At 41.8% G+C, this 19568-nt stretch carries 20 protein-coding genes; 14 read left to right on the top strand and 6 right to left on the bottom strand.

The window, feature by feature from the left end:
• Positions 1 to 6: 6 nt before the first annotated feature.
• From P1X15_RS14260 to P1X15_RS14240, 5 genes are all read left to right on the top strand, one after another.
• Positions 7 to 627, top strand: coding sequence for a hypothetical protein (locus P1X15_RS14260; RefSeq protein ID WP_277338799.1), 621 nt, complete (start codon positions 7 to 9; stop codon positions 625 to 627).
• 136 nt (positions 628 to 763) lie between these two features.
• Positions 764 to 988: a DUF2798 domain-containing protein gene (locus P1X15_RS14255; RefSeq protein WP_277338798.1), complete on the top strand. Its 225-nt coding sequence runs from the start codon at positions 764 to 766 to the stop codon at positions 986 to 988.
• A gap of 22 nt (positions 989 to 1010) precedes the next feature.
• Positions 1011 to 1580 (top strand): Crp/Fnr family transcriptional regulator, encoded by a 570-nt coding sequence (locus tag P1X15_RS14250; protein WP_277338797.1) that lies wholly within the window; start codon positions 1011 to 1013, stop codon positions 1578 to 1580.
• A gap of 73 nt (positions 1581 to 1653) precedes the next feature.
• Entirely contained in the window at positions 1654 to 2361 is a 708-nt protein-coding gene (locus tag P1X15_RS14245; RefSeq protein ID WP_277338796.1) for a hypothetical protein, read from the top strand.
• A 209-nt stretch (positions 2362 to 2570) separates the two neighbouring features.
• The gene (locus tag P1X15_RS14240; protein ID WP_277338795.1) at positions 2571 to 3443 is read left to right on the top strand and encodes an SDR family oxidoreductase; all 873 of its coding nucleotides are present in this window, start codon (positions 2571 to 2573) and stop codon (positions 3441 to 3443) included.
• A 21-nt stretch (positions 3444 to 3464) separates the two neighbouring features.
• On the opposite strand, the gene P1X15_RS14235 is transcribed toward P1X15_RS14240, so the two are convergent.
• The gene (locus P1X15_RS14235; RefSeq protein WP_277338794.1) at positions 3465 to 4445 is read right to left on the bottom strand and encodes a helix-hairpin-helix domain-containing protein; all 981 of its coding nucleotides are present in this window, start codon (positions 4443 to 4445) and stop codon (positions 3465 to 3467) included.
• Positions 4446 to 4575: 130 nt separating this feature from the next.
• Here P1X15_RS14235 and P1X15_RS14230 point away from each other — a divergent pair, with 130 nt between their 5' ends.
• On the top strand, positions 4576 to 6075 hold the full coding sequence (locus P1X15_RS14230; RefSeq protein ID WP_277338793.1) for a glycine--tRNA ligase: 1500 nt from the start codon (positions 4576 to 4578) through the stop codon (positions 6073 to 6075).
• A 98-nt stretch (positions 6076 to 6173) separates the two neighbouring features.
• Here P1X15_RS14230 and P1X15_RS14225 read toward each other — a convergent pair whose 3' ends face one another.
• Positions 6174 to 6911, bottom strand: a complete 738-nt coding sequence (locus P1X15_RS14225) for a hypothetical protein (RefSeq protein WP_277338792.1) — start codon at positions 6909 to 6911, stop codon at positions 6174 to 6176.
• Positions 6911 to 7246, bottom strand: coding sequence for a PadR family transcriptional regulator (locus P1X15_RS14220; RefSeq protein ID WP_277338791.1), 336 nt, complete (start codon positions 7244 to 7246; stop codon positions 6911 to 6913). Before P1X15_RS14220 ends, P1X15_RS14225 begins: the two co-directional genes overlap by 1 nt.
• A 105-nt stretch (positions 7247 to 7351) precedes the next feature.
• Here P1X15_RS14220 and P1X15_RS14215 point away from each other — a divergent pair, with 105 nt between their 5' ends.
• From P1X15_RS14215 to P1X15_RS14180, 8 genes are all read left to right on the top strand, one after another.
• On the top strand, positions 7352 to 7984 hold the full coding sequence (locus P1X15_RS14215) for a Uma2 family endonuclease (protein ID WP_277338790.1): 633 nt from the start codon (positions 7352 to 7354) through the stop codon (positions 7982 to 7984).
• Positions 7985 to 8135: 151 nt separating this feature from the next.
• Positions 8136 to 9293 (top strand): MFS transporter, encoded by a 1158-nt coding sequence (locus tag P1X15_RS14210; protein ID WP_277338789.1) that lies wholly within the window; start codon positions 8136 to 8138, stop codon positions 9291 to 9293.
• Between the two features lie 117 nt (positions 9294 to 9410).
• Positions 9411 to 10073 (top strand): heme exporter protein CcmB, encoded by a 663-nt coding sequence (locus P1X15_RS14205; protein WP_028668992.1) that lies wholly within the window; start codon positions 9411 to 9413, stop codon positions 10071 to 10073.
• A gap of 67 nt (positions 10074 to 10140) precedes the next feature.
• On the top strand, positions 10141 to 10797 hold the full coding sequence (ccsA, locus tag P1X15_RS14200) for a cytochrome c biogenesis protein CcsA (RefSeq protein ID WP_028668991.1): 657 nt from the start codon (positions 10141 to 10143) through the stop codon (positions 10795 to 10797).
• 19 nt (positions 10798 to 10816) lie between these two features.
• Positions 10817 to 11038 (top strand): CcmD family protein, encoded by a 222-nt coding sequence (locus P1X15_RS14195; RefSeq protein ID WP_028668990.1) that lies wholly within the window; start codon positions 10817 to 10819, stop codon positions 11036 to 11038.
• Positions 11039 to 11135: 97 nt separating this feature from the next.
• Positions 11136 to 11570 carry a cytochrome c maturation protein CcmE gene (locus P1X15_RS14190; protein WP_028668989.1) on the top strand — a complete coding sequence of 145 codons (435 nt, stop codon included), beginning with the start codon at positions 11136 to 11138 and terminating at the stop codon, positions 11568 to 11570.
• Positions 11571 to 11638: 68 nt separating this feature from the next.
• Positions 11639 to 14209: a cytochrome c biogenesis protein CcsA gene (gene ccsA / locus P1X15_RS14185; protein ID WP_277338788.1), complete on the top strand. Its 2571-nt coding sequence runs from the start codon at positions 11639 to 11641 to the stop codon at positions 14207 to 14209.
• A gap of 143 nt (positions 14210 to 14352) precedes the next feature.
• Positions 14353 to 14922, top strand: a complete 570-nt coding sequence (locus P1X15_RS14180; protein ID WP_277338787.1) for a hypothetical protein — start codon at positions 14353 to 14355, stop codon at positions 14920 to 14922.
• A 433-nt stretch (positions 14923 to 15355) separates the two neighbouring features.
• On the opposite strand, the gene P1X15_RS14175 is transcribed toward P1X15_RS14180, so the two are convergent.
• The 3 genes from P1X15_RS14175 to P1X15_RS14165 form a co-directional block, all read right to left on the bottom strand.
• Positions 15356 to 15793, bottom strand: coding sequence for a nuclear transport factor 2 family protein (locus tag P1X15_RS14175; protein WP_277338786.1), 438 nt, complete (start codon positions 15791 to 15793; stop codon positions 15356 to 15358).
• Positions 15794 to 15804: 11 nt separating this feature from the next.
• Positions 15805 to 16740 (bottom strand): D-2-hydroxyacid dehydrogenase, encoded by a 936-nt coding sequence (locus P1X15_RS14170; RefSeq protein WP_277338785.1) that lies wholly within the window; start codon positions 16738 to 16740, stop codon positions 15805 to 15807.
• A 291-nt stretch (positions 16741 to 17031) separates the two neighbouring features.
• On the bottom strand, positions 17032 to 19494 hold the full coding sequence (locus tag P1X15_RS14165; RefSeq protein ID WP_277338784.1) for a zinc-dependent metalloprotease: 2463 nt from the start codon (positions 19492 to 19494) through the stop codon (positions 17032 to 17034).
• Between the last annotated feature and the right edge of the window lie 74 nt (positions 19495 to 19568).

The raw sequence follows: 19568 nt of genomic DNA, 5'->3' as shown, positions 1-19568 counted from the left end.
ATTAATATGATGTTTGAACACATTTTCAAAGAGCAACTTACGGCCTTAACAAAGGACCTAACCCTCATCGAAAAGCTATGGAGTGAAATCAAGCATCAGTATTCAAAACCTGAACGCCATTATCACAACCTCTCACATCTCGACGCGCTAGTGGCTTCTCTGTCAAACGTCTTTGACAACATCAATAATTGGCAATCTCTCATTCTGGCCGTAGCTTACCATGATATTGTGTATAATGTCCTAAAAAACAACAATGAAGAGCAAAGTGCTAAACTTGCCGCCGAAAGACTTGAGCAGCTAGGCTTGTCCCAAAACAGTATAGCGCATTGCTGTGCTCAAATAATAGCCACCAAAGGCCACACAGAATCAAATAATCAAGATACTAACTATTTCATTGACGCTGATTTGGCTATTTTGGGTGGTACTCCTGAAGAATACAAACACTATACACATCTGATACGAAAAGAGTATCGATATTATCCAGACCTGATTTACAATCCAGGCCGACGAAAAGTTTTACAACATTTTGTCGCTATGCCTCGCATATACAAAACCGACTATTTTTATGAGCGGTTTGAGTATCAAGCTCGTATCAATCTTCATCACGAACTTAAGAGCTTATCTTAGTACAAATAGATATATATTAACAGACATGATGAGCCTGAAAAGTCGACTAAACAGCATTTTTTGACTTAGATCAAAGTTTGAAGGAAATAAGCATTGCATTTTTGCACCATTATTAATCTTCATAACAATTCAAATAATGAAAAAGAAACACTTTAAGTACATCAACACCTTATTTGTAGTAATTCCGATGACACTGATTATGGCCTTTGTCGGTCTTATGCGCAACTATGGATTTGGCGAAGACTGGTTTGTCAAATTTATAAAAGCCTGGAGCGTCATGTTGCCTGTAGCGTATGCGTCAGCATTTCTCATTATTCCTAATGCCCGAAAACTGGCAGAAAAATTAGCCGTAAAAGAGTAATTTAAGAGCCCACTAATTTTGAATGTACGAACAACTCACACATTACCTCAACAGCCAAATCAAAGTAAGTGAAGAAGAACTAAAAATCATTCATTCTTTCTTCAGGCCATTGAAATTAAAGAAGAACGAGCTTTTAGTTACCCACGGACAAACCAGCCAACGAACCTTCTTCGTTGGCAAAGGTTGTTTACGGATATTTTTCATCAACGAAGAAGGACAGGATGCTACCCGATATTTTGCTTTTGAAGACCAGTTTGCGACGGCTCTAGTAAGTTTCATCACGGGTGAGCCTTCCGAAGAGTTTATACAAGCAGCCGAGGATTCGGAATTGCTTTATATCACGCACAAGGATTTTTATCATTTGCTCGAAGTCATTCCGCAATGGGAAAAGTTTTATCGCCATTACCTCGAAAAAGCCTACGTAAACAATACCAAACGCCTCATGTCTTTTCTTACACAAGACGCCACCGAAAAATATCGCCAATTACTTAACGAAAATCCAATCATCGTAAGACGTTTGCCTAATAAAATGGTCGCTTCTTATCTCAATATTTCGCAGGAAACATTGAGCCGTTTAAAATCAAAAGTTTGATTTTATTTTTTGATCTACATCAAAGCGTAGCGCATTGAATGTCAATAATTTTACCCAAAAAAAATTGACACAAATGAGCTACCAAAAAGAATCAATGATACACAGCGGAATCGTTTTACAAAACAAGCAAATCGCGGCTCACACTTTCCATTTACAAATCCAAAGCGATGATTTCGCCAAAATGCAATACGTAGGGGGTTTTACGGTAGATATATTTTTAGGAAACCCTTTAGAGGAAGCTTTTTGCCAAGACCGAAAATATTCCTTCTGGAATTATGAACCTGTCTATCACATTGCCGACTTTGCCATTTGCACATTCTCAAACGGAAAAGGGGCGGAATGGATACAAAAATTACAGCCAGGGGAGCGTATTTTTTTCAAGCCACCCAAAGGAAAATTATTGGTAGACAATAATGCCGACAATTATTTGCTTATTGGAGATATCACTTCCTTATCTCATTTATACGAAATCCACAGAAGCCTTGCAGTAAGCAAAAATATTTTCACTTTTATTTATGCCCAACAAGAAACTGATTTTTTTCCTGATATAGACCACAGCTTCCCATTCAACCATCATATTATAAAACCTGTACTGACCCACATCGTAGTGGATACAATCATTAGTCTTTTGCCAAGGTCTCTTGACAATACAATAGCCTACATTTTGGGTCATCCTGAAATCTGCCTCGTATTGCACAATTATTTAAAGCATAACAAAAACCTACCAGTTCAAAACCTACGTACAAAACCGTTTTGGAAAATTAAACAAAATAACCACTAATCTTAAGTCTGCCCTCTTTCCATAGACCTTCTGCTTAGAATTTTTATTGTGTACGGTAGTAGAGCTGTATTGACCCAAGACTAACGATTTGATTGTTAGTAGCAAGGCTTGGGCAGTCCACAATTTCTATCATAAGGCACGATATGACAAATAGGGCAGTTTTTGTAACTTTAGCCCCTACAAAGCACTTCCTATACCTAATCCGTTAGATGATGAAAAAAATAGCAATTATAGGAGCCACGGGGATGCTAGGGCAGCCCGTCACATATGAGTTTCTTAATGCAAGCTATGAAGTCAGTATTTTTGTTCGTAATCCTTCCAAAGCACAAAAGCTTTTTGGGAAGAAGGTCAACATTACTACTGGCAACCTCACTGACGTAGCAAGACTCAAAAAGTTTTTAGAAAATCAGGATTTTTTATATCTCAATCTTTCGGTAAAGCAAGAAAGCGGGGAGCACGATTTTCAACCCGAACGAGAAGGATTAGCAAATATTTTGAAAGCCGCAAAAGAGACCTCCCTACCAAGGATTGGGTATCTTTCATCGTTGGTGCATTTCTACCAAGGCCAAAATAATTTTGACTGGTGGGTCTTTAGACTCAAAGCCGATGCTGTTTCTCAAATCAAAAGCAGTGGTATTTCTTACTCTATTTTTTACCCTTCCACATTTATGGAAAGCTTTGGAAAAGGTGCTTATCGTCAAGGCAACAACCTCTTGCTTTCGGGTAAATCAGCTTATAAAATGTATTTGATTTCGGGGAGCGATTATGGAAAGCAAGTAATCCGGGCTTTTGAAAACAACAATGGCAATAACGAATATACAATACAAGGACAAGAAGGATATACTGCCGACGAAGCCGCTACTTTATTTGCAGACCATTATCCTAAAGCCAAAATCAGAATCATTCGAGCACCTTTTGGGCTATTGAAGTTTTTAGGAAAATTTACCAATAAATTTAATTATGCCGCCAATATCATCGAAGCTCTAAACAACTATCCTGAGCAATTTGACGCTGAGAAAACTTGGCAAAAACTAGGCACTCCCCCCACGAAGTTTTTGGACTATATCAAAAAATGCCCCTAAAAAATTAGAAATACGTATCTATCAAAATGTCAAATAAGGCGCAATTTTGGACACTAGTTTTTCGTCTAGGATTTTAATTTTCAACAAATCCTCCTCCGACTGAAATGCTCCATGCTGCTCCCGATACCGCACAATAATCTCGGACTGTCGTCTTGATAAATAAGGATGTCGATCAAGATCTTCGGGAGAAGCGGTATTGATATTTATTTTTTTGACGGGAGATTTCACCCTTGCAAGTCGATTGAGTTCTCCCAAGGCTAATGAATCTAGTCCAAAGACTTCGGAAAATTGTGACTCTGATACAAAACCCCCTAACCCATCTCGAAACTTTACAATCCGAGCAGCTAGTTTGCTCCCAATTCCTTTTAAACGGATAAGTTGGGTTGTGTCGGCGGTGTTGATGTCAAAAACTACCTCTAGCGGTTTAGAAAAATGATTGGATTTGGGCGGCACTGCCACTGTAGCGACTTCAGCTGCTGAGGTCAATGTAGCTTGGGGCTGGGTCTTAGATTCTTCTTTTGCGAGGCTAATGTATGGTTCGAGTTTTTCGTAAAGCGTAGGTTGTAGCCCATATATTTTTTGCAAATCTTCTTTCTTACGAAATTTCCCCCCTTTACTACGGTATTTTTCGATGCGTTCTGCAATAAAACGCGGCATTCCTAAGGCCTGAAACTGCTCAACTGTAGCTAGATTGGGATCAAAATAAAATAAAGTCAAAGGCTGTTCAGGATTGCCTTGCGTCTCTTTTGGGTAATTTTTTGCGGTATAGGAAGGATACGATTTGGATAATACCTGCGATTTTTCCAATATAGCTACCAAGCTATCGGCTTTTTGAATATCCTGTGGTTGGATAACAAAGCCCTCATTATCCAACATTCTATCATACACAAGAGGCAAACTCCAGCTCGCTACCATCAACGTAGCTACCACCAAAAACGCCCGCGCTTGGCTTTTCGAAACCCCAAATTCATCTCGAATAAGTAATATTAAGCGGCGAAGCATACAAATTTAAAATTAGTAACCACGGCTTTTTGACTTACTTCGCTACTTTACGTCACAATTTCCCTAATTTTGCCGCCTTATATCATTGTCAAAAATCGATAACAACTAACTGATAACAGATAACGTCCCCATGAGCCAAGCTCCCGCTACCTCTTTACAAGACATTGTGGCACATGCCAAAGAATACGGATTTGTATTTCCTTCTTCCGAAATTTATGATGGGCTACAGGCTGTGTATGACTACGGTCAAAACGGTGTCGAACTCAAAAATAACCTCAAAAACATCTGGTGGAAAGCCATGACACAACTCAACGACAACCGCAGCGGCGGGCCAATCGTGGGTATTGACGCGGCTATCTTTATGCATCCCCTTACGTGGAAAGCCTCAGGGCACGTGGATGGTTTCAATGACCCGATGATTGACAACAAAGATTCTAAAAAACGCTACCGCGCTGACCAACTTCTTGAAGCAAAAGCCGAACAATACGCTGCCGAAGGCCAACCCGAAAAAGCCCAGGAATTGTTGAATGAAATGGGGCGTTTGTTGGGAAATAACGAATTAGAGGCTGTACGCGAACTCATCATTGCGGAAGGTATCAAATGCCCAATTTCGGGTACTGCCAACTGGACCGAAGTGCGTCAGTTCAACCTTATGTTTAGTACCCAAGTAGGGTCTGTGGCAGAAGATTCAAATTTGATTTATCTCCGCCCCGAAACAGCCCAAGGAATTTTTGTAAACTTTTTGAACGTACAAAAATCTGGCCGCATGAAGATTCCTTTTGGGATTGCCCAAATCGGGAAAGCTTTCCGCAACGAAATCGTAGCACGGCAGTTTACCTTCCGCATGCGCGAGTTTGAGCAAATGGAAATGCAGTTTTTTGTACGTCCTGGTACCGAAATGGAATGGTACGAAAAATGGCGTGACACACGCCTGAAATTTCACCAAGCGGTAGGTCTGCCCGCCGAAAAACTGAAATTCCACATTCACGAAAAACTCGCCCACTACGCCAATGCTGCCGTGGATATTGAGTACCAGTTTCCGTTTGGCTTCCGCGAAATCGAAGGGATTCACTCACGCACCGATTTTGACTTAAAAAATCACCAAGAACTTTCGAAGAAAAAGCAACAATACTTCGACAACGACCTCGACGAAAATGGCAAGCCTTTTGGTAATTATATCCCTTATGTAGTAGAAACTTCGGTAGGTGCCGACCGTTTGTTTTTGGCGGTATTTTGCAATGCTTATACCAAAGAACTTGTAGGAGAAGGAGATGCTCAAAAAGAACGTACTGTACTAAAATTACATCCTGCGTTGGCTCCTTTCAAAGCGGCGATTTTCCCCTTGGTCAAAAAAGACGGCTTGCCCGAAAAAGCCGAAGAAATTGTGAAAGCACTCAGAAGCGAGTTTCGGGTATTTTATGAAGAGCGCGATGCCATCGGCAAGCGTTATACGCGCCAAGATTTGATAGGAACGCCTTTCTGTATTGCGGTAGATTATCAAACCCTCGAAGACAACACCGTCACCATTCGTCACCGCGACAGCATGGAACAGGAGCGCGTACATATCGACGAGTTGAAAGCTAAAATCGGCTACGCTGTGTCAGAACAGCGAATTTTGGAGTTAATTTAGAATAAGTTCTTTAACCACAAAGAACACCAAGAATAGCACAAAGGACACAAAGCATTGTGAACTTAGCGGCCTTCTTCGTTTTCTTTGTGGTTATTTTTTTAGGCTACATTTACTTTAAAACGCTCACTATAAAGTTGATAGAAACTAAGAGAGTAAGCAATGTAAAAGCAAAACAATAAAGCCACTAGCACAATTGGCCCTTCCCTGAAAATATTGTAGTCTAAAAAAGCACGTGGCAAATTTAAAGTCACACTCACCCATGCAAATAGTAGCCCCAATCTTGAAGACACTGCGTTGAATTTCAACGAATTCACAAATTTTTGTTTACCCGATGCATACCTCCAAATCTGTTTTATAGTTTGTGGAATAAGCATCAAAAGCGGAGTCAGTACACACGCCATAAAAACCCAAACAAAATACTGCCTAGACACCAAATATGCAAACTGAAAAGTAAGCAATCCAACCAAAAGCGTTGTCACAAGCGTAGGCCAACGGAAGTAGGATTTCATGATTTGCCAATGCCTTTTGGAAATTTCCCCCCTCAAATTTTCTTCGTACTCAGCTTGAAGTTTGCCAATTCCAAATTCGGGTACACCTCCGTTTGTATAGTCTTTCCATACCCCATAATGGTCCCACGCACGAGCTGGGCGTTTGTAGTTTACAAAATCCGCATGAACCTCCCCAAAAGCACTTTCAAAAGTTTGCCCCTGGGCTTGTCTATCTTCAATAGCCAAAATATAATGATCTAGCAATTCTTCGTACAAGTCTTGGTACTTGATACCACCTTGGATGAGTTCTTTGCTGATAAGGTCAAGTTGAGTGGGGGTTAAGTTCATCACAGAGAAGGTTTTAAGTTCAATATTTTTTGGAGATTTGTCACAAAATCCGCCAATTCCGACACCGCACTTTGGGCTTGCTGTTGCCCGTTTTCGGTGAGCTTATAGTATTTTCGATTTCGGCCGTCCACTAGGGCATTTTCGGTAGTGAGTACGCCTTCCGCTTCCAATTTGTGCAAAGTAGGATAAAGCGCCCCTTCGGTGAGTTGAAGCTCTCCCGCCGTAATTTCGCGTACCCGTTGAGTGATTTCGTAGCCGTACATGCGTTTGTTGTCTTGTAAAAGTTGCAAGACAATCGCGCTCAAGCAGCCTTTCAGATAAGTTTGTTGTTGCATATCACAAATATACATCAAAATTTTAAATACCAAATTTACTTAGGTATTAGCTATTCTGTTTTTTTTTAACTTTGTTAAAGTTTAAGACTTTAACAAAGTTTTGTAATGAATCCACTTCCAAAAAAACACTATACGCCAGAAGAATACTTAGAATTGGAAGAAAAGGCTTCTTATAAAAGTGAGTATTTTGACGGTCACATCTACCCCATGGGCGATTTTGAAGGCGATACACCCGAAGCAATGGCCGGCGCAAAACCTGCTCATAATGCTATACGGGAGAATTTATCGATTGAAATAGGTTCTTTCTTAAAGAAAAAATCATGCCGCTCCTATTCAAGCGACCAACGGGTTTTTATTCCTTCTACTGAGCTTTACTCTTATCCTGACTTGGTAGTGGTATGTGGAAAACCTGAGTTTTCGGATAGCCAAACCAGTAGCTTGACCAATCCCGTTTTAATCGTAGAAGTATTGTCACAAAGCACGGCCAATTATGACAGAGGCGAAAAATTTGAACTTTATCGCGCTATTCCAACGTTCAGAGAATACTTATTGGTAGATTCGCGCCGTATTTGGGTGGAGCTTTGGCGAAAAAGCGAGCAGGGTATTTGGTCACTGATGTTTGAAAGCAAATCGCTAGAATCCGTGGTACATTTAGAGACGATTCAGGGGGATTTATTGGTTGCTGACTTATACTCAAATACGGAAGATTTGCCAGAAACCGTTTTTAGAATTCGATAAATATAAATAAGAATGATATACCAAAGGACTGAAAGTAACACTTATACGAAACTTTCAGTCCTTTGTTTTTTTTACTAAGAGTAGCCGAGAGACCCAAAAACCGTAAAAACATTTTTTTAATCAACTCTCGTATCGTACCCTTTTTCGCAGTATGTACAATCTACAATTTTGGCTTTTGTGCCTCAGTAATTTCCTATTTTCAGCCAGTTTTCAAATGATGATTCCTGAATTGCCTGATTACCTCTCGGCTATGGGTGGGCAACAATACATCGGACTCATCATTGCACTTTTTACCCTCACCGCCGGCCTATCGCGACCTTTCAGTGGCAAACTCACCGATACTATCGGCCGTGTACCGGTCATGGCCTTTGGGTCGTTGGTATGCTGTGTGTGTAGCCTGATTTATCCTTTTGTACATGTGGTGTGGGGATTTTTGCTTTTGAGATTCATTCATGGGTTTTCAACTGGAACCAAACCTACCGCGACCGCTGCTTATGTAGCCGACATCATCCCCGAAAATCGACGGGGGGAGGCCGCAGGAATGCTTGGTATTTTTACCGCTACAGGTATGTCGATTGGACCCACTATCGGTAGCTATCTTACTTTATGGTTTGGTATCAATCCCATGTTTTATGTAGCTTCTGCTTTTGCTTTGATATCTATTTTGATTTTGCTAAACATGAAAGAAACCTTAGTAGAGAGGCAGCTTTTCAGCTTTAAGCTCTTCAAAATCAACCGACAAGACATTTTCGAGCCTCGCGTCTTGAGCGTATTTTTGGTCATGTTTTGTGTATCATTTTCATCGGGGGTGATTCTTACCCTTATACCAGATTTGAGCAAGACTTTAGGCATTCAAAACAAAGGCTTGTTTTTCACAGTCTATACGATTGCCTCTTTACTTATTCGAGTCGTGGCGAGCAAATCGTCCGATATCCACGGTCGTGTACCTGTCATGATTATCTCTACCATTATTTTGGCGATTGGTATGGCCATACTTGGTTTTACCCAATCCACCTTTGGATTTTGGGCGGCGGCGATTTTGTTTGGTTTTTCATGGGGACTCAACACCCCCACCCTCACCGCTTGGGCTATTGACCTCAGTCATCCCGAATATCGTGGACGGGCATTGGCTACGATGTACATTGCATTAGAGGCGGGCATCGGCGTAGGCGCGTGGTGGTCGGGCTGGTGGTATGGTGGAAAAGTAAGCAATATGCCTTTCGCTTTTTATCTTTCTTCGCTTTTGGCTCTAGCCTCATTGGGCTATCTTATTTGGTGGCGGCGCCACAAAGCCATACAAATGGGATAAAATTTAAAAACTAATGACTTTTGTCGGTACAACGAGTGCGTTTGTGTTGTAATTTTGACGCCACTTCCTTATCTCTGATTGGAGAGCAGGATATTGTTTAGTGGACACCTCGTTTGAATGCAAGAACTTCGCACCCTCATTGGCAAAGAAATAACGCTCGAATGGCGCCAACGTTACGCCCTCAATGGCATGATGTTGTATATCGTCAGTACCATTTTTGTGTGTTATTTGAGTTTTCGGCTCAAGTCAAACCAATTGAACCCCCTCGCTTGGAATACCCTCTTTTGGATTATCATGCTTTTTATGGCTATCAATGCCATTTCTAAGAGTTTCACCCAAGAGCGTGCGGGACGGTTATTGTATTATTACACATTGGCAAGCCCGCAGTGGATTATTCTTTCCAAAATCATCTACAATTCCGCCTTGATGTTGATTTTATCGATGTTAGGTTTTGGGTTTTATAGTTTTGTGATGGGAAATCCCGTCGGTGATATCCCTATGTATCTGCTCACGATTGTGTTGGCAAGTGTAGGTTTTGCTTCTTCTTTAACGATGATTGCGGGGATTGTTTCCAAGGCTGAAAACAACGGCGCATTGATGGCTATCTTGAGTTTTCCGGTGATTATTCCGATGCTTTTGATGGTGATGAAACTCGCCAAAAACGCCCTCGACGGACTCGACCGGGGCAGTAGCAACGACGAAATGATGATATTGTTGGCATTGGACGCGATTGTCGTAACTTTGTCATTGATTTTATTTCCCTATTTGTGGAGGAGCTAACACAAATAAGAGACATAAATTTATTAGCTCTGAGTTATCACTTAATTTGTTGATTTAGTTATAGATTATGAAAAAATATTGGTGGAAAATAGTAGCGGTGGTATTGCTAGTTTATGGCTTTTACTTTGGTCTTATGGGTGAAGTACCACGCCGTGATATTTTGAACGAAAGTATCCGAAATGTGTACTTTCACGTATCGTTGTGGTTTGCTACTACGCTATTTCTATTAGTGTCGGCAATTTTCTCCGTTCGTTATTTACGTTCTAACAACCTAGCCGACGACGATAAGGCAGTTGAGTTTGCCAATGTCGCTTTACTTTTTGGGGCTTTGGGATGTAGCACCGGCTCACTTTGGGCTAGAGTGACTTGGGGCGGATGGTGGCCCAACGACCCCAAGCTCAACAGCGTTGCGATCAGTATGTTGATGTATTTTGCGTATTTGGTGTTGAGAAGTTCACTCGAAGACGAACAAAAGAAAGCCCGTATTTCGGCGATTTACAACATATTTTGTTTTGCAGTATTCATTCCTTTGATTTACATTTTACCTCGCCTGACCGATTCGTTGCACCCCGGCAACGGCGGCAACCCTGCCTTTGGCGAATACGACATGGACAATCAGATGCGTCGGGTGTTTTATCCTATTATCATCGGGTGGATGCTCCTAGGCACTTGGATTGCTTCACTGCGTATTCGGGTGCGCGCTTTAGAAAAAATAGAAGATTAATGTATAATTTGATATAACCATGAGAAAAATATTGTTTTTGTTTTTAAACGTGTTGGTTTCCTTAAACCTCTTTGCTCAACAATCTGTTAATCAAGAAACACCTATGGCCGACCAAATGCGTGCTGACGGCAAGATATGGGTAGTAGTCGTGGTTATTGGGGTAATTTTTGCGGGCATTATTGCCTTTTTGGTTAACCTAGAGCGCAAAGTCTCCAAACTCGAAAAACAATCAAAGAAATGAGTTTTTGGGAATTAGTCGTAAAGATTGAAAGTAGCGTTTATTTGAAGAATGCGGAATTAAGCCAATTTAGTAAACATCAAAAATCAGCATAATCATCATGAAAAAAATACATCTTTTTGGACTCATCGTCATTGCTATTGCTATCGGTATCATTGTCTCTACTTACGGCAATGCCAGTACTTACTCCAATTTTACGGAAGCTACCGAAATGGCCAAAGAAGGCGAAACCTCTGATATCCACGTAGTAGGAAAGCTCAAAAAAGACGCTAGCGGGCAAATCGTAGGCATGAAGTATGACCCCGTCATGGACGCTAATCACTTCGAGTTTGTGCTAGTCGATACCAACAAAGTAGAAAAGCGAGTGGTATATCTCAGCCCCAAACCCCAAGATTTTGATAAATCAGAGCAAGTAGTGGTGATTGGTAAAATGCAAGGTGATTATTTTGCTTGCAACAAAATCTTGATGAAATGCCCTTCTAAATACACCAACGAAAAGCCTGATTTCAAAGAAGCGACGGCAGAAAAAATATAAACCAACCCACGCAAAGGGTGCACTAGCTTAAAATACTAGGCACCCTTTGTCAATTTCTACTTCAACTCATGACACTCGGAAATCTAGGTCACTTACTCGTTATTATATCTTTTGTCACGGCTTTGGTAGCTACCTATGCTTACTTAAAAGCCACGCTTTTGGCTACCAACAATCTCGAAACCGGCACTTGGAAGCAATTTGCTCGTTATGCTTTTTATACCCACTCTGCTGCGGTGATAGGATTTTGTGCGGTCTTATATACCATCATTTACGGGCATCATTTTGAATATCACTACGCTTGGAGTCACTCATCAAAGGCTTTGCCGTGGTATTATATGCTATCTTGTTTTTGGGAAGGCCAAGAAGGAAGTTTTATGCTTTGGATGTTTTGGCAAGCGGTGCTAGGGGTGGTGTTAATTCGTACTAACAAAACATGGGAAGCACCCATGATGACCGTTTATACGCTAGTACAAGCTTTTTTGACTTCCATGATTTTGGGAATCGTAATACCTGGTTTGGATTTCAAAATCGGTAGTACTCCTTTCTTGACTATCGTTGAAGCCAATCCCAACGCGCCGTTTCTACAAATGAATCCCGATTTTGTACCCAAAGACGGGAATGGTCTCAACCCTCTTCTCCAAAACTACTGGATGGTGATTCACCCTCCTACCCTATTCCTAGGTTTTGCGCTTACTCTTATCCCTTTTGCTTATCTCATGGCTGGTCTATGGCGTAAGCAGGTTTCGGAATGGCTTCGCCCAGCATTGCCTTGGACTCTGTTGGCGGGGGTGATTTTGGGCGTGGGTATTTTGATGGGTGGCTATTGGGCCTACGAAACTCTGAGCTTCAATAGCTACTGGAGTTGGGACCCCGTCGAAAATGCCGTGTATGTACCTTGGTTGATTTTGATTGCAGCCTTGCATACGATGATTATTGCCAAGAAAAATGCTACTGCTCTTAAGACTTCCGTCATTTTGGTGATTGCACAGTTTATCCTGATCTTGTATTCTACTTTCCTTACCCGCAGTGGCGTTTTGGGCAATGCCTCCGTTCACTCATTTACGGATTTGGGCCTTTCGGGGCAGCTTCTTTTGTATCTTTTTGCTTTTATTGCCGTAGCGATTTTTTTGAGTGCAAGGGTCTGGAAACTCATGCCTTCTGACAAAGAGGAGGTTTCAACTTACTCACGTGAGTTTTGGCTTTTTATGGGTGCTACGGTCATTTGCTTGGCTGGTTTTCAAGTCATTATTCCAACTTCCATTCCAGTCTGGAACAAAATCGTCGAGGCATTTGGTGGGGTTTCTAAGCTTGCTCCTCCTACCGATGCCATTAGTTATTATACCAAATTTCAACTTTGGTTTTTTGCCGTAATAGCCATTTTGTCAGGAATTGGCCAGTTTTTTTGGTGGAAACGAGTTCAGAAAGGAAAACTTCAAGACCTCCTGACCCCTCTTTGGATTACATTGTTGATTTCTGCTTTGTTGATTACTTTTGGCAATATTCATAAACTCCCTTATATAGCCCTTCTCACCGCCGCCGTTTTTGCGCTAGTAGCCAATATTACTATTATTTTGGGGGTATTGCGTGGCAGCTACCGTCTTTCAGGTGGCGCTGTCACTCACATAGGGGTGGCATTGATGTTGATTGGTATTTTGTGGTCGTCGGGTTATCAAAAAGTAGTTTCGCTCAATGCGTCAGGACTTTTGATTTCTAAAGATGATTTCTTTACTAAACAAGACAACAAGGAAAACAAAGAAAACGTGTTGCTTTGGCTCGGCAAGCCTACGCGTATGAGTGATTATTTGCTCACTTACCGCGGGCCTCGCACCGAAATCCGCGATGTTTCTAGTTATGTCCCTAGCAGTTGGCTCGACATCATCGAGGGAGATTTTCACGCCGTTTGTTTGAGAGATATTACTATTGGCGAAAAAACATACCACAAAAAAGGTGATACCGTGGCGGTATATCCTGAAAATGTTTTTTATGAAGTCGAATACCGCGAACCCAACGGACGCATCACTACCCTCTATCCGCGAGTGCAGTTCAACGAGCGTATGGGTTTGGTTACATCGCCTGATATTAAACGCGAGCTTAACAAGGATTTATATTCGTATGCTACTATTGGTAGCAACCCCAACGAAAGCCAAGATTGGTCACCTACCGAAAATTTCCGCGTGGCTGTTCAAGATACGTTTTTTGTGAATGATTTTGTGGCGGTGCTAGAAAGTGTAAGTCGAGTAAATGCCGTGGAAGGTATCAACTTAGCTTCCAACGATATTGCGGTCAAAGCACAAATAAAAATATTCGACCAAGACCGCGAATACTATATCACCCCTACTTTTGCTATCAACCAAGACCGAATGGTATTGCGCAAGCCAGAAGTAAACGAAGAACTAGGGCTAAGAGCGCAGTTTATGGAAATTGATCCCAAAACAGGCACTTTCACTTTTGCATTCAATGCCAAGCAAAGAGACTTCATTGTGATGAAGGCCGTCGAGAAGCCTCTCATCAATGTGCTCTGGATTGGGACCTTGATTTTATCGCTAGGGTTTACTATGTCGACCATAAGGCGCTTTCGTGAATTCAGACTCACCCGCGATAAAGAACCCAAAATCGAAAGAGTTGAAAAAATAATTTAAAAAATAAAAGAGAAAAGCGGCTTTTGGCCGCTTTTTTGTTAGTATTTAAGAAATACAATTTACGCTCAGTAGAGGCGTTGATATAATTAAAAATCTTCTATGTAGTGCGTCAACATCATTATATAGTACAGTTGTGTCTTTTCATGATTTTGCTCATGGGAAGTGCTTTGTATGCTCGGCCTACCGAAACTCCTACCTCCGAAAGCTTCAAGAAAACCCTTATTTTCAAAAAACATCAGTTTGATATTTCAACCAGCGATGCTGGATCTGTACGAGAGCTTGTGATACGAGTTAGTCGTGACAATGCGTTTTTGATGACTATTCGACAAAAAACCGACGGCTGGGTCGTCAATGCAGAAGCAGGTGATTTGGACCAAAACAATGCTCCCGAAATCTATATTTATTCTTGCACCTATGGCAGTGGTGCCTTTGGTAAGGTGTATGCGTTTCAGTTTTTCCCTGATTTTTTTGACAAAATTCATACCACACCTCTTACCGCAGACTTAGCGGAAGGTTATATGGGGCATGATTCATTTATGATAGAAGACAACATGCTCATCAGAAAATTTCCCATTTACCATCCCGGCGATACCAATGCCAAACCAACAGGAGGGCTTCGTACTATTATGTACAAATTAGAAGAGGTAGAAAAAAGGCTCATCTTAACGCCAAAATCCTCCTTGCCTCATCCTTCTTCGTTGCCCAACCGATAGGAAGCAATCTCTTCAATTTATTTTTGGCAAGATTATTGCTGGTTTAAGTTAAAGCCTATATGGCGCAAGTGTCATTATACCCTACTTACTATGAAATACCCATTCTTTCTCTCTTCAGAAGAGAAGGTGAAGCTGTCTTTAGCTCTCTCATTTACAAAGTGTTTGGTCTTTGCTTAATATTATTTCTTTCAAACTCCAATGACCAAGCGATGTTATTTTACTAATTTCCCGCAACTTTTTGTGAAGACAAATGTTTGTAGAAGAAACATTCTAAGAAAAAGTAGTATTGGGGCAAAGCCCATGCTAATTGATAAAAACTATAGCAGTAATTATCCCAAAGAGTTTTCTTTTGTTCTAAAAAGGCATCAAAATTTTAATATAGTGTGAAAAGAGTAGAATTCCCTTTAGCGATTGCCGAAGGGAATTTTTGTTTTTAAGAAGTATGATCACTTACTATCAACCATTTCCCTCCTATTTTGCGAAACACTAAAGTATAATGTCCCCCAATGTCTCCCTTTTCGGGGCGAGTCAGGTGCCATTTTCCTATCACAAAATAGGCGTTTTTGTCAAGGCGATTAAGACGCAGAATTGTGAACTTCAATGTTCCCATAGAAGCACGGTCAGGGTAGCGCACTTTGTAGTTGTCTAAGGTATTTTGCCACCCATAAGTCGGCCCCTTGGCACCGATAAAAGCCAAAGAGTCTGATTTCCAGTAACCTTGCATAAACGAATTAACATCGCCCGCATTCCAATCCGCTTCTTGTTTTTGAAGAATAGCCAAAATGGCTTTTTCGTCTGCGTTTTTTTGGCCAAAGCCTATATTCCAAACTGCTAAAAACAACAGTAGCGCAATGGTGATTTTTTTGTTCATCCCTATTAGATTTAATATCCTCTTGACAAATTGATTTGGTTTTCGACAGGCTTGCCTTCTAAAAATCGGGTAAGGTTTTTGGCGAAAAAATTGACTTTTCCTTCATCTTCACTTGCTTGACCACCGCCTGTGTGTTGAGTAAGTATGACGTGGGGCATTTCCCACAAGGGATTATCAGAAGGGAGAGGTTCTACTTCCGTTACATCCAATACTGCACCCGCAATGCGCTTCTCTTGTAGAGCCTTAATCAACGCTTCTTCATCGACGGTAGTCCCACGGCCTACATTTGCAAAAACAGCCGTAGAAGGTAAAGCGTCTATCATCTCAGCCGTAAAAAAACCTTTGGCCATGCCGGGCAGGCAATTAATGACTAAATCAGTCTCAGGTAAGACTTTCAGAAGAGCTTCAGGGGAGTGAATATCGGCACTCGGATGCGATCGTGCTACCATACTTATATCACAATCAAAGCCAGCAAGCATTTTTTTGACGGCTTGACCAATGCTCCCAGCCCCCAAAATAACCACCCGCTTGCCTGTTAGGAGATTGAGGCGAAAACGTAGCGGAGCTCCAATCCAACGTTTTTCAGCTTTGAGCAGGGTAAGTTCGTCCACTCCTCGATAAAAAGCCATGATACCGGCGATGATTGTCTCCGCACAAGGAATCGAAAAATAATCGGCCAGATTACACACTACTGCTTCTGGCAAAGAAACATGTTTGAAACCATCGAATCCAGCCGAATCTAGCTGCCAAAATTGAAGATCTGGCGAAACCTCCTCAAACCATGCCGCAGGGGGATTTCCTAAGATAATTTGAGATTGTCGAAAGCCTTCGCGTTGTTGTTGTTCGGTGTGTTCTATTTTAAAAAATACTGAATGCTCCGCAGGAAGCTGCTGACGTAATTTCTGGCGTAATACCTCATTCAAAGGTGTATTTACAAATATTTGCATTAGATTTGTGGGGAAGTTACATAGCTAAAAGTAGCGGATTTTTATCAATTACTTTAGAAAGTAACCAATAAAATTGACATTTCATTAAACTCACTTTCAAGCATATGCTCAATAAGTGGCTCAATAAGCTCAACCGACACGACTATCCTTTCATCGATTTGTTTTATTACTTAATCGTGATTGTCGTTTTCTTTTTGTTGGTAATTATCTCTAGTATTTTTTTTGACTAAAACACCTACCTAGACTTCCCGCCGATTTTTCTTGAGAAGCCTAGGCAGAGTGTGCCGTATCTTATTTTATGCGTGAATACTGGGGTAGCTCCCAATCACATACCGGCTTCAACCACTCATAACCCGATTCAATCGGCTGGCCGTCGGGTGGAGTCATGGCATTGATAGGGACTATATCTGATGCGTTGGAAGCTGCTTCTTTTATCTGATTTTCGGCAAACAAATAATGTGCTTTTTGCTTCATATCCGCCGTGGTTTGTCTTGATAACCAAGTTTTTAAATCTTGCACTTTCAATCCTATACTAGCTCGTACTTGAGGAGTGACGTCTTTGCTTCGGCTCAAATCCAGAAGATGTGTCAAGATTAGCTTTTCTACCAAGCGCTCAATTTCTCCCTCATATCCTGCGCGGCTCTGCGTCGATTTCCAAGTAGCATTGATAAGCTGCCCGATGACTTCTTCAAGACTTGGCAAGGAAGGATCAATTGCTGACTGAATCACCAAACGACTCAAACGCTCGGGATTGAGTAACATCCGAAGGCTCATTCCTGCCGCAGCTTCGGGTGGCCCAAGTGGATCAAACACAAGTCCTGTGCGACGTTTGAAGGTCTCACGGGGATTGGCACTATATCCAAAAGCACGGGGAGGAATTAGTTTTAACACCGAGGAAGGCACTTTCAGAAAAGAAGGTTGTAAAGTCTGTAACAAAGCCTCCAGTGCTTCCCGTTGTTCTTTACCATTGACAGGCAATGTTTCAAGATTTTTCTCACCTTTTACCGAAAAACGATAGTTTACGCCTGCCAATACTTTGGCCGTAGCTTCTACCTGAAACCGATGAAAAAGGTACATCGGCACAAAAACCTCTTCCAACGAACTCATCGGAGTTCCCGTACGAAGTTTACGTTCGTCAAAATTAGTCAAAGTGACTTTCCGAACTTCCGAAATACGTTTTAGTTCGGCAATCGCACTCACGCCATTGTCCCAAAGATGCGTCTGAGGGTGAGCACTTCCTTCGGGGCGTGCATCTTGGTCAGTCAAAAAATACAGTCCCTTGGCATACATTTGCTCTACGATACCATTAAGGGCTTTTTTCTCGTCAGTGCCTTTGGGAAAATCTTGGTATCCCCACATAATAGACCACTTGTCGTAGTCTCCTATTTTTTGGTCGTAGGCGTTTGATAAATCTACTTTTCCGTCTTTGAGCTCTACCAGCATGTGAGGATAGTCCATCACCGAAGCCCGATTGTGCACACTCGCTACGTAATTGTGTGGTAAGCCTAAGGTATGACCTATCTCATGCGCGGAGAGTTGTCGGAGGCGAGCAATCGACATCCCCATCATATCTTCTACGTTAGTAGTATCGGTCTGAAAATCACCAACCAAACCCTGAGCAATGAGGTAATCTTGACGTACCCGCAATGACCCCAAAGTTACTTTCCCTTTTAAAATTTCTCCTGTGCGCGGGTCGATGATACTACCGCCATAAGACCATCCTCGGGTAGATCGATGCACCCACTGAACCAAATGATAGCGTATATCCATGGGATCGGCATCGGCAGGTAGCAATTTGACTTGAAAGGCATCTTTATAGCCAGCAGCCTCAAAAGCTTGATTCCACCATTTGGCACCTTCTACCAAAGCCGTCCGAATAGGCTCTGGGGCACCGGGATCGATATAGTACACGATAGGCTCCACGGCCTCACTCAATGCGGCATTAGGGTCTTTTTTCTTGAGACGATGCCGCACAATATACCGCTTTGTGATAGGCTCACTGACGGGGGTGGCATAATCGTAAAACGAAGTAAAAATATACCCCATGCGTGGATCAAACTCTCGGGGTTGAAAATCTGCATCGGGGATCTGCACAAACGAATGGTGCTGACGCATTGTGACAGTAGTGGGAGTAGGTACTACTTGGCGCAAGTAAGCACCTGGAGAATCGCCAGTGAGGGTGATGGTTACTTCAAATTCGGTGTTTTTTGGAAAATTTTTGGTATTGGGCAAATACATCGAGGAGCGCGACGCATCCAATTTGTAAGTACCTTGCTTGGAACGACTGATGTCCTGAATTGCTCCTACCGCATCTTGCAGTAAAAACGGGGTCAAATCAACCAAGACATTTCCCGAATTTTCGGCGGCAATTTCAAAGCCCCAGTGAACAGACTGCGCAAACGACTCCTCCACCGCACGACGTTCGAGTGGATCTTGACTCACCGCTCGATAGCCATAGTTGGGTTCTATCATCAATACTTTGTTGCCAGTGCGCTGAAATTTTATGATGTGTTCTTGCCCCAAACGACCCCGGTCAAGGCCAATGTCGTTTGAGCCAATACCCTGAGCTAAAGTGGGATAATACAACAATTCGGTATCAAACTGTTTGATTTCTAGGTAAATCTTTCCCTTTTTGGTATCCCAATAAAAGGGTAAAAACCCATCTTTCTTTTCCATGTCTTTGGTAAAAGTTTCGATGGGATTTTGGCTAAAAACTGAAAACGAAATGAGCGTAAAAAGAAGAATTTTTCTCATAAGAAGCGTTGGTTTGTTGAATGAAAAAGTGGGCTATTCACAAATAAACCACTTTTTCAGGAAACTTTCACCAA

This window comes from Runella sp. MFBS21, assembly GCF_029433105.1.
In the GTDB taxonomy this organism is placed as follows: domain Bacteria; phylum Bacteroidota; class Bacteroidia; order Cytophagales; family Spirosomataceae; genus Runella.
The sequence above is the reverse complement of the archived record's forward strand: the minus strand, read 5'-3'. Positions and strand labels throughout refer to the sequence as shown.

Bases quoted from the DNA above. Each gene is read 5' to 3' on its own strand.
- P1X15_RS14260 (WP_277338799.1), top strand. From the start codon at position 7: ATGATGTTTGAACACATTTTCAAAGAGCAACTTACGGCCTTAACAAAG.
- P1X15_RS14255 (WP_277338798.1), top strand. From the start codon at position 764: ATGAAAAAGAAACACTTTAAGTACATCAACACCTTATTTGTAGTAATT.
- P1X15_RS14250 (WP_277338797.1), top strand. From the start codon at position 1,011: ATGTACGAACAACTCACACATTACCTCAACAGCCAAATCAAAGTAAGT.
- P1X15_RS14245 (WP_277338796.1), top strand. From the start codon at position 1,654: ATGAGCTACCAAAAAGAATCAATGATACACAGCGGAATCGTTTTACAA.
- P1X15_RS14240 (WP_277338795.1), top strand. From the start codon at position 2,571: ATGATGAAAAAAATAGCAATTATAGGAGCCACGGGGATGCTAGGGCAG.
- P1X15_RS14235 (WP_277338794.1), bottom strand. From the start codon at position 4,445: ATGCTTCGCCGCTTAATATTACTTATTCGAGATGAATTTGGGGTTTCG.
- P1X15_RS14230 (WP_277338793.1), top strand. From the start codon at position 4,576: ATGAGCCAAGCTCCCGCTACCTCTTTACAAGACATTGTGGCACATGCC.
- P1X15_RS14225 (WP_277338792.1), bottom strand. From the start codon at position 6,911: ATGAACTTAACCCCCACTCAACTTGACCTTATCAGCAAAGAACTCATC.
- P1X15_RS14220 (WP_277338791.1), bottom strand. From the start codon at position 7,246: ATGCAACAACAAACTTATCTGAAAGGCTGCTTGAGCGCGATTGTCTTG.
- P1X15_RS14215 (WP_277338790.1), top strand. From the start codon at position 7,352: ATGAATCCACTTCCAAAAAAACACTATACGCCAGAAGAATACTTAGAA.
- P1X15_RS14210 (WP_277338789.1), top strand. From the start codon at position 8,136: ATGTACAATCTACAATTTTGGCTTTTGTGCCTCAGTAATTTCCTATTT.
- P1X15_RS14205 (WP_028668992.1), top strand. From the start codon at position 9,411: ATGCAAGAACTTCGCACCCTCATTGGCAAAGAAATAACGCTCGAATGG.
- ccsA (WP_028668991.1), top strand. From the start codon at position 10,141: ATGAAAAAATATTGGTGGAAAATAGTAGCGGTGGTATTGCTAGTTTAT.
- P1X15_RS14195 (WP_028668990.1), top strand. From the start codon at position 10,817: ATGAGAAAAATATTGTTTTTGTTTTTAAACGTGTTGGTTTCCTTAAAC.
- P1X15_RS14190 (WP_028668989.1), top strand. From the start codon at position 11,136: ATGAAAAAAATACATCTTTTTGGACTCATCGTCATTGCTATTGCTATC.
- ccsA (WP_277338788.1), top strand. From the start codon at position 11,639: ATGACACTCGGAAATCTAGGTCACTTACTCGTTATTATATCTTTTGTC.
- P1X15_RS14180 (WP_277338787.1), top strand. From the start codon at position 14,353: ATGATTTTGCTCATGGGAAGTGCTTTGTATGCTCGGCCTACCGAAACT.
- P1X15_RS14175 (WP_277338786.1), bottom strand. From the start codon at position 15,793: ATGAACAAAAAAATCACCATTGCGCTACTGTTGTTTTTAGCAGTTTGG.
- P1X15_RS14170 (WP_277338785.1), bottom strand. From the start codon at position 16,740: ATGCAAATATTTGTAAATACACCTTTGAATGAGGTATTACGCCAGAAA.
- P1X15_RS14165 (WP_277338784.1), bottom strand. From the start codon at position 19,494: ATGAGAAAAATTCTTCTTTTTACGCTCATTTCGTTTTCAGTTTTTAGC.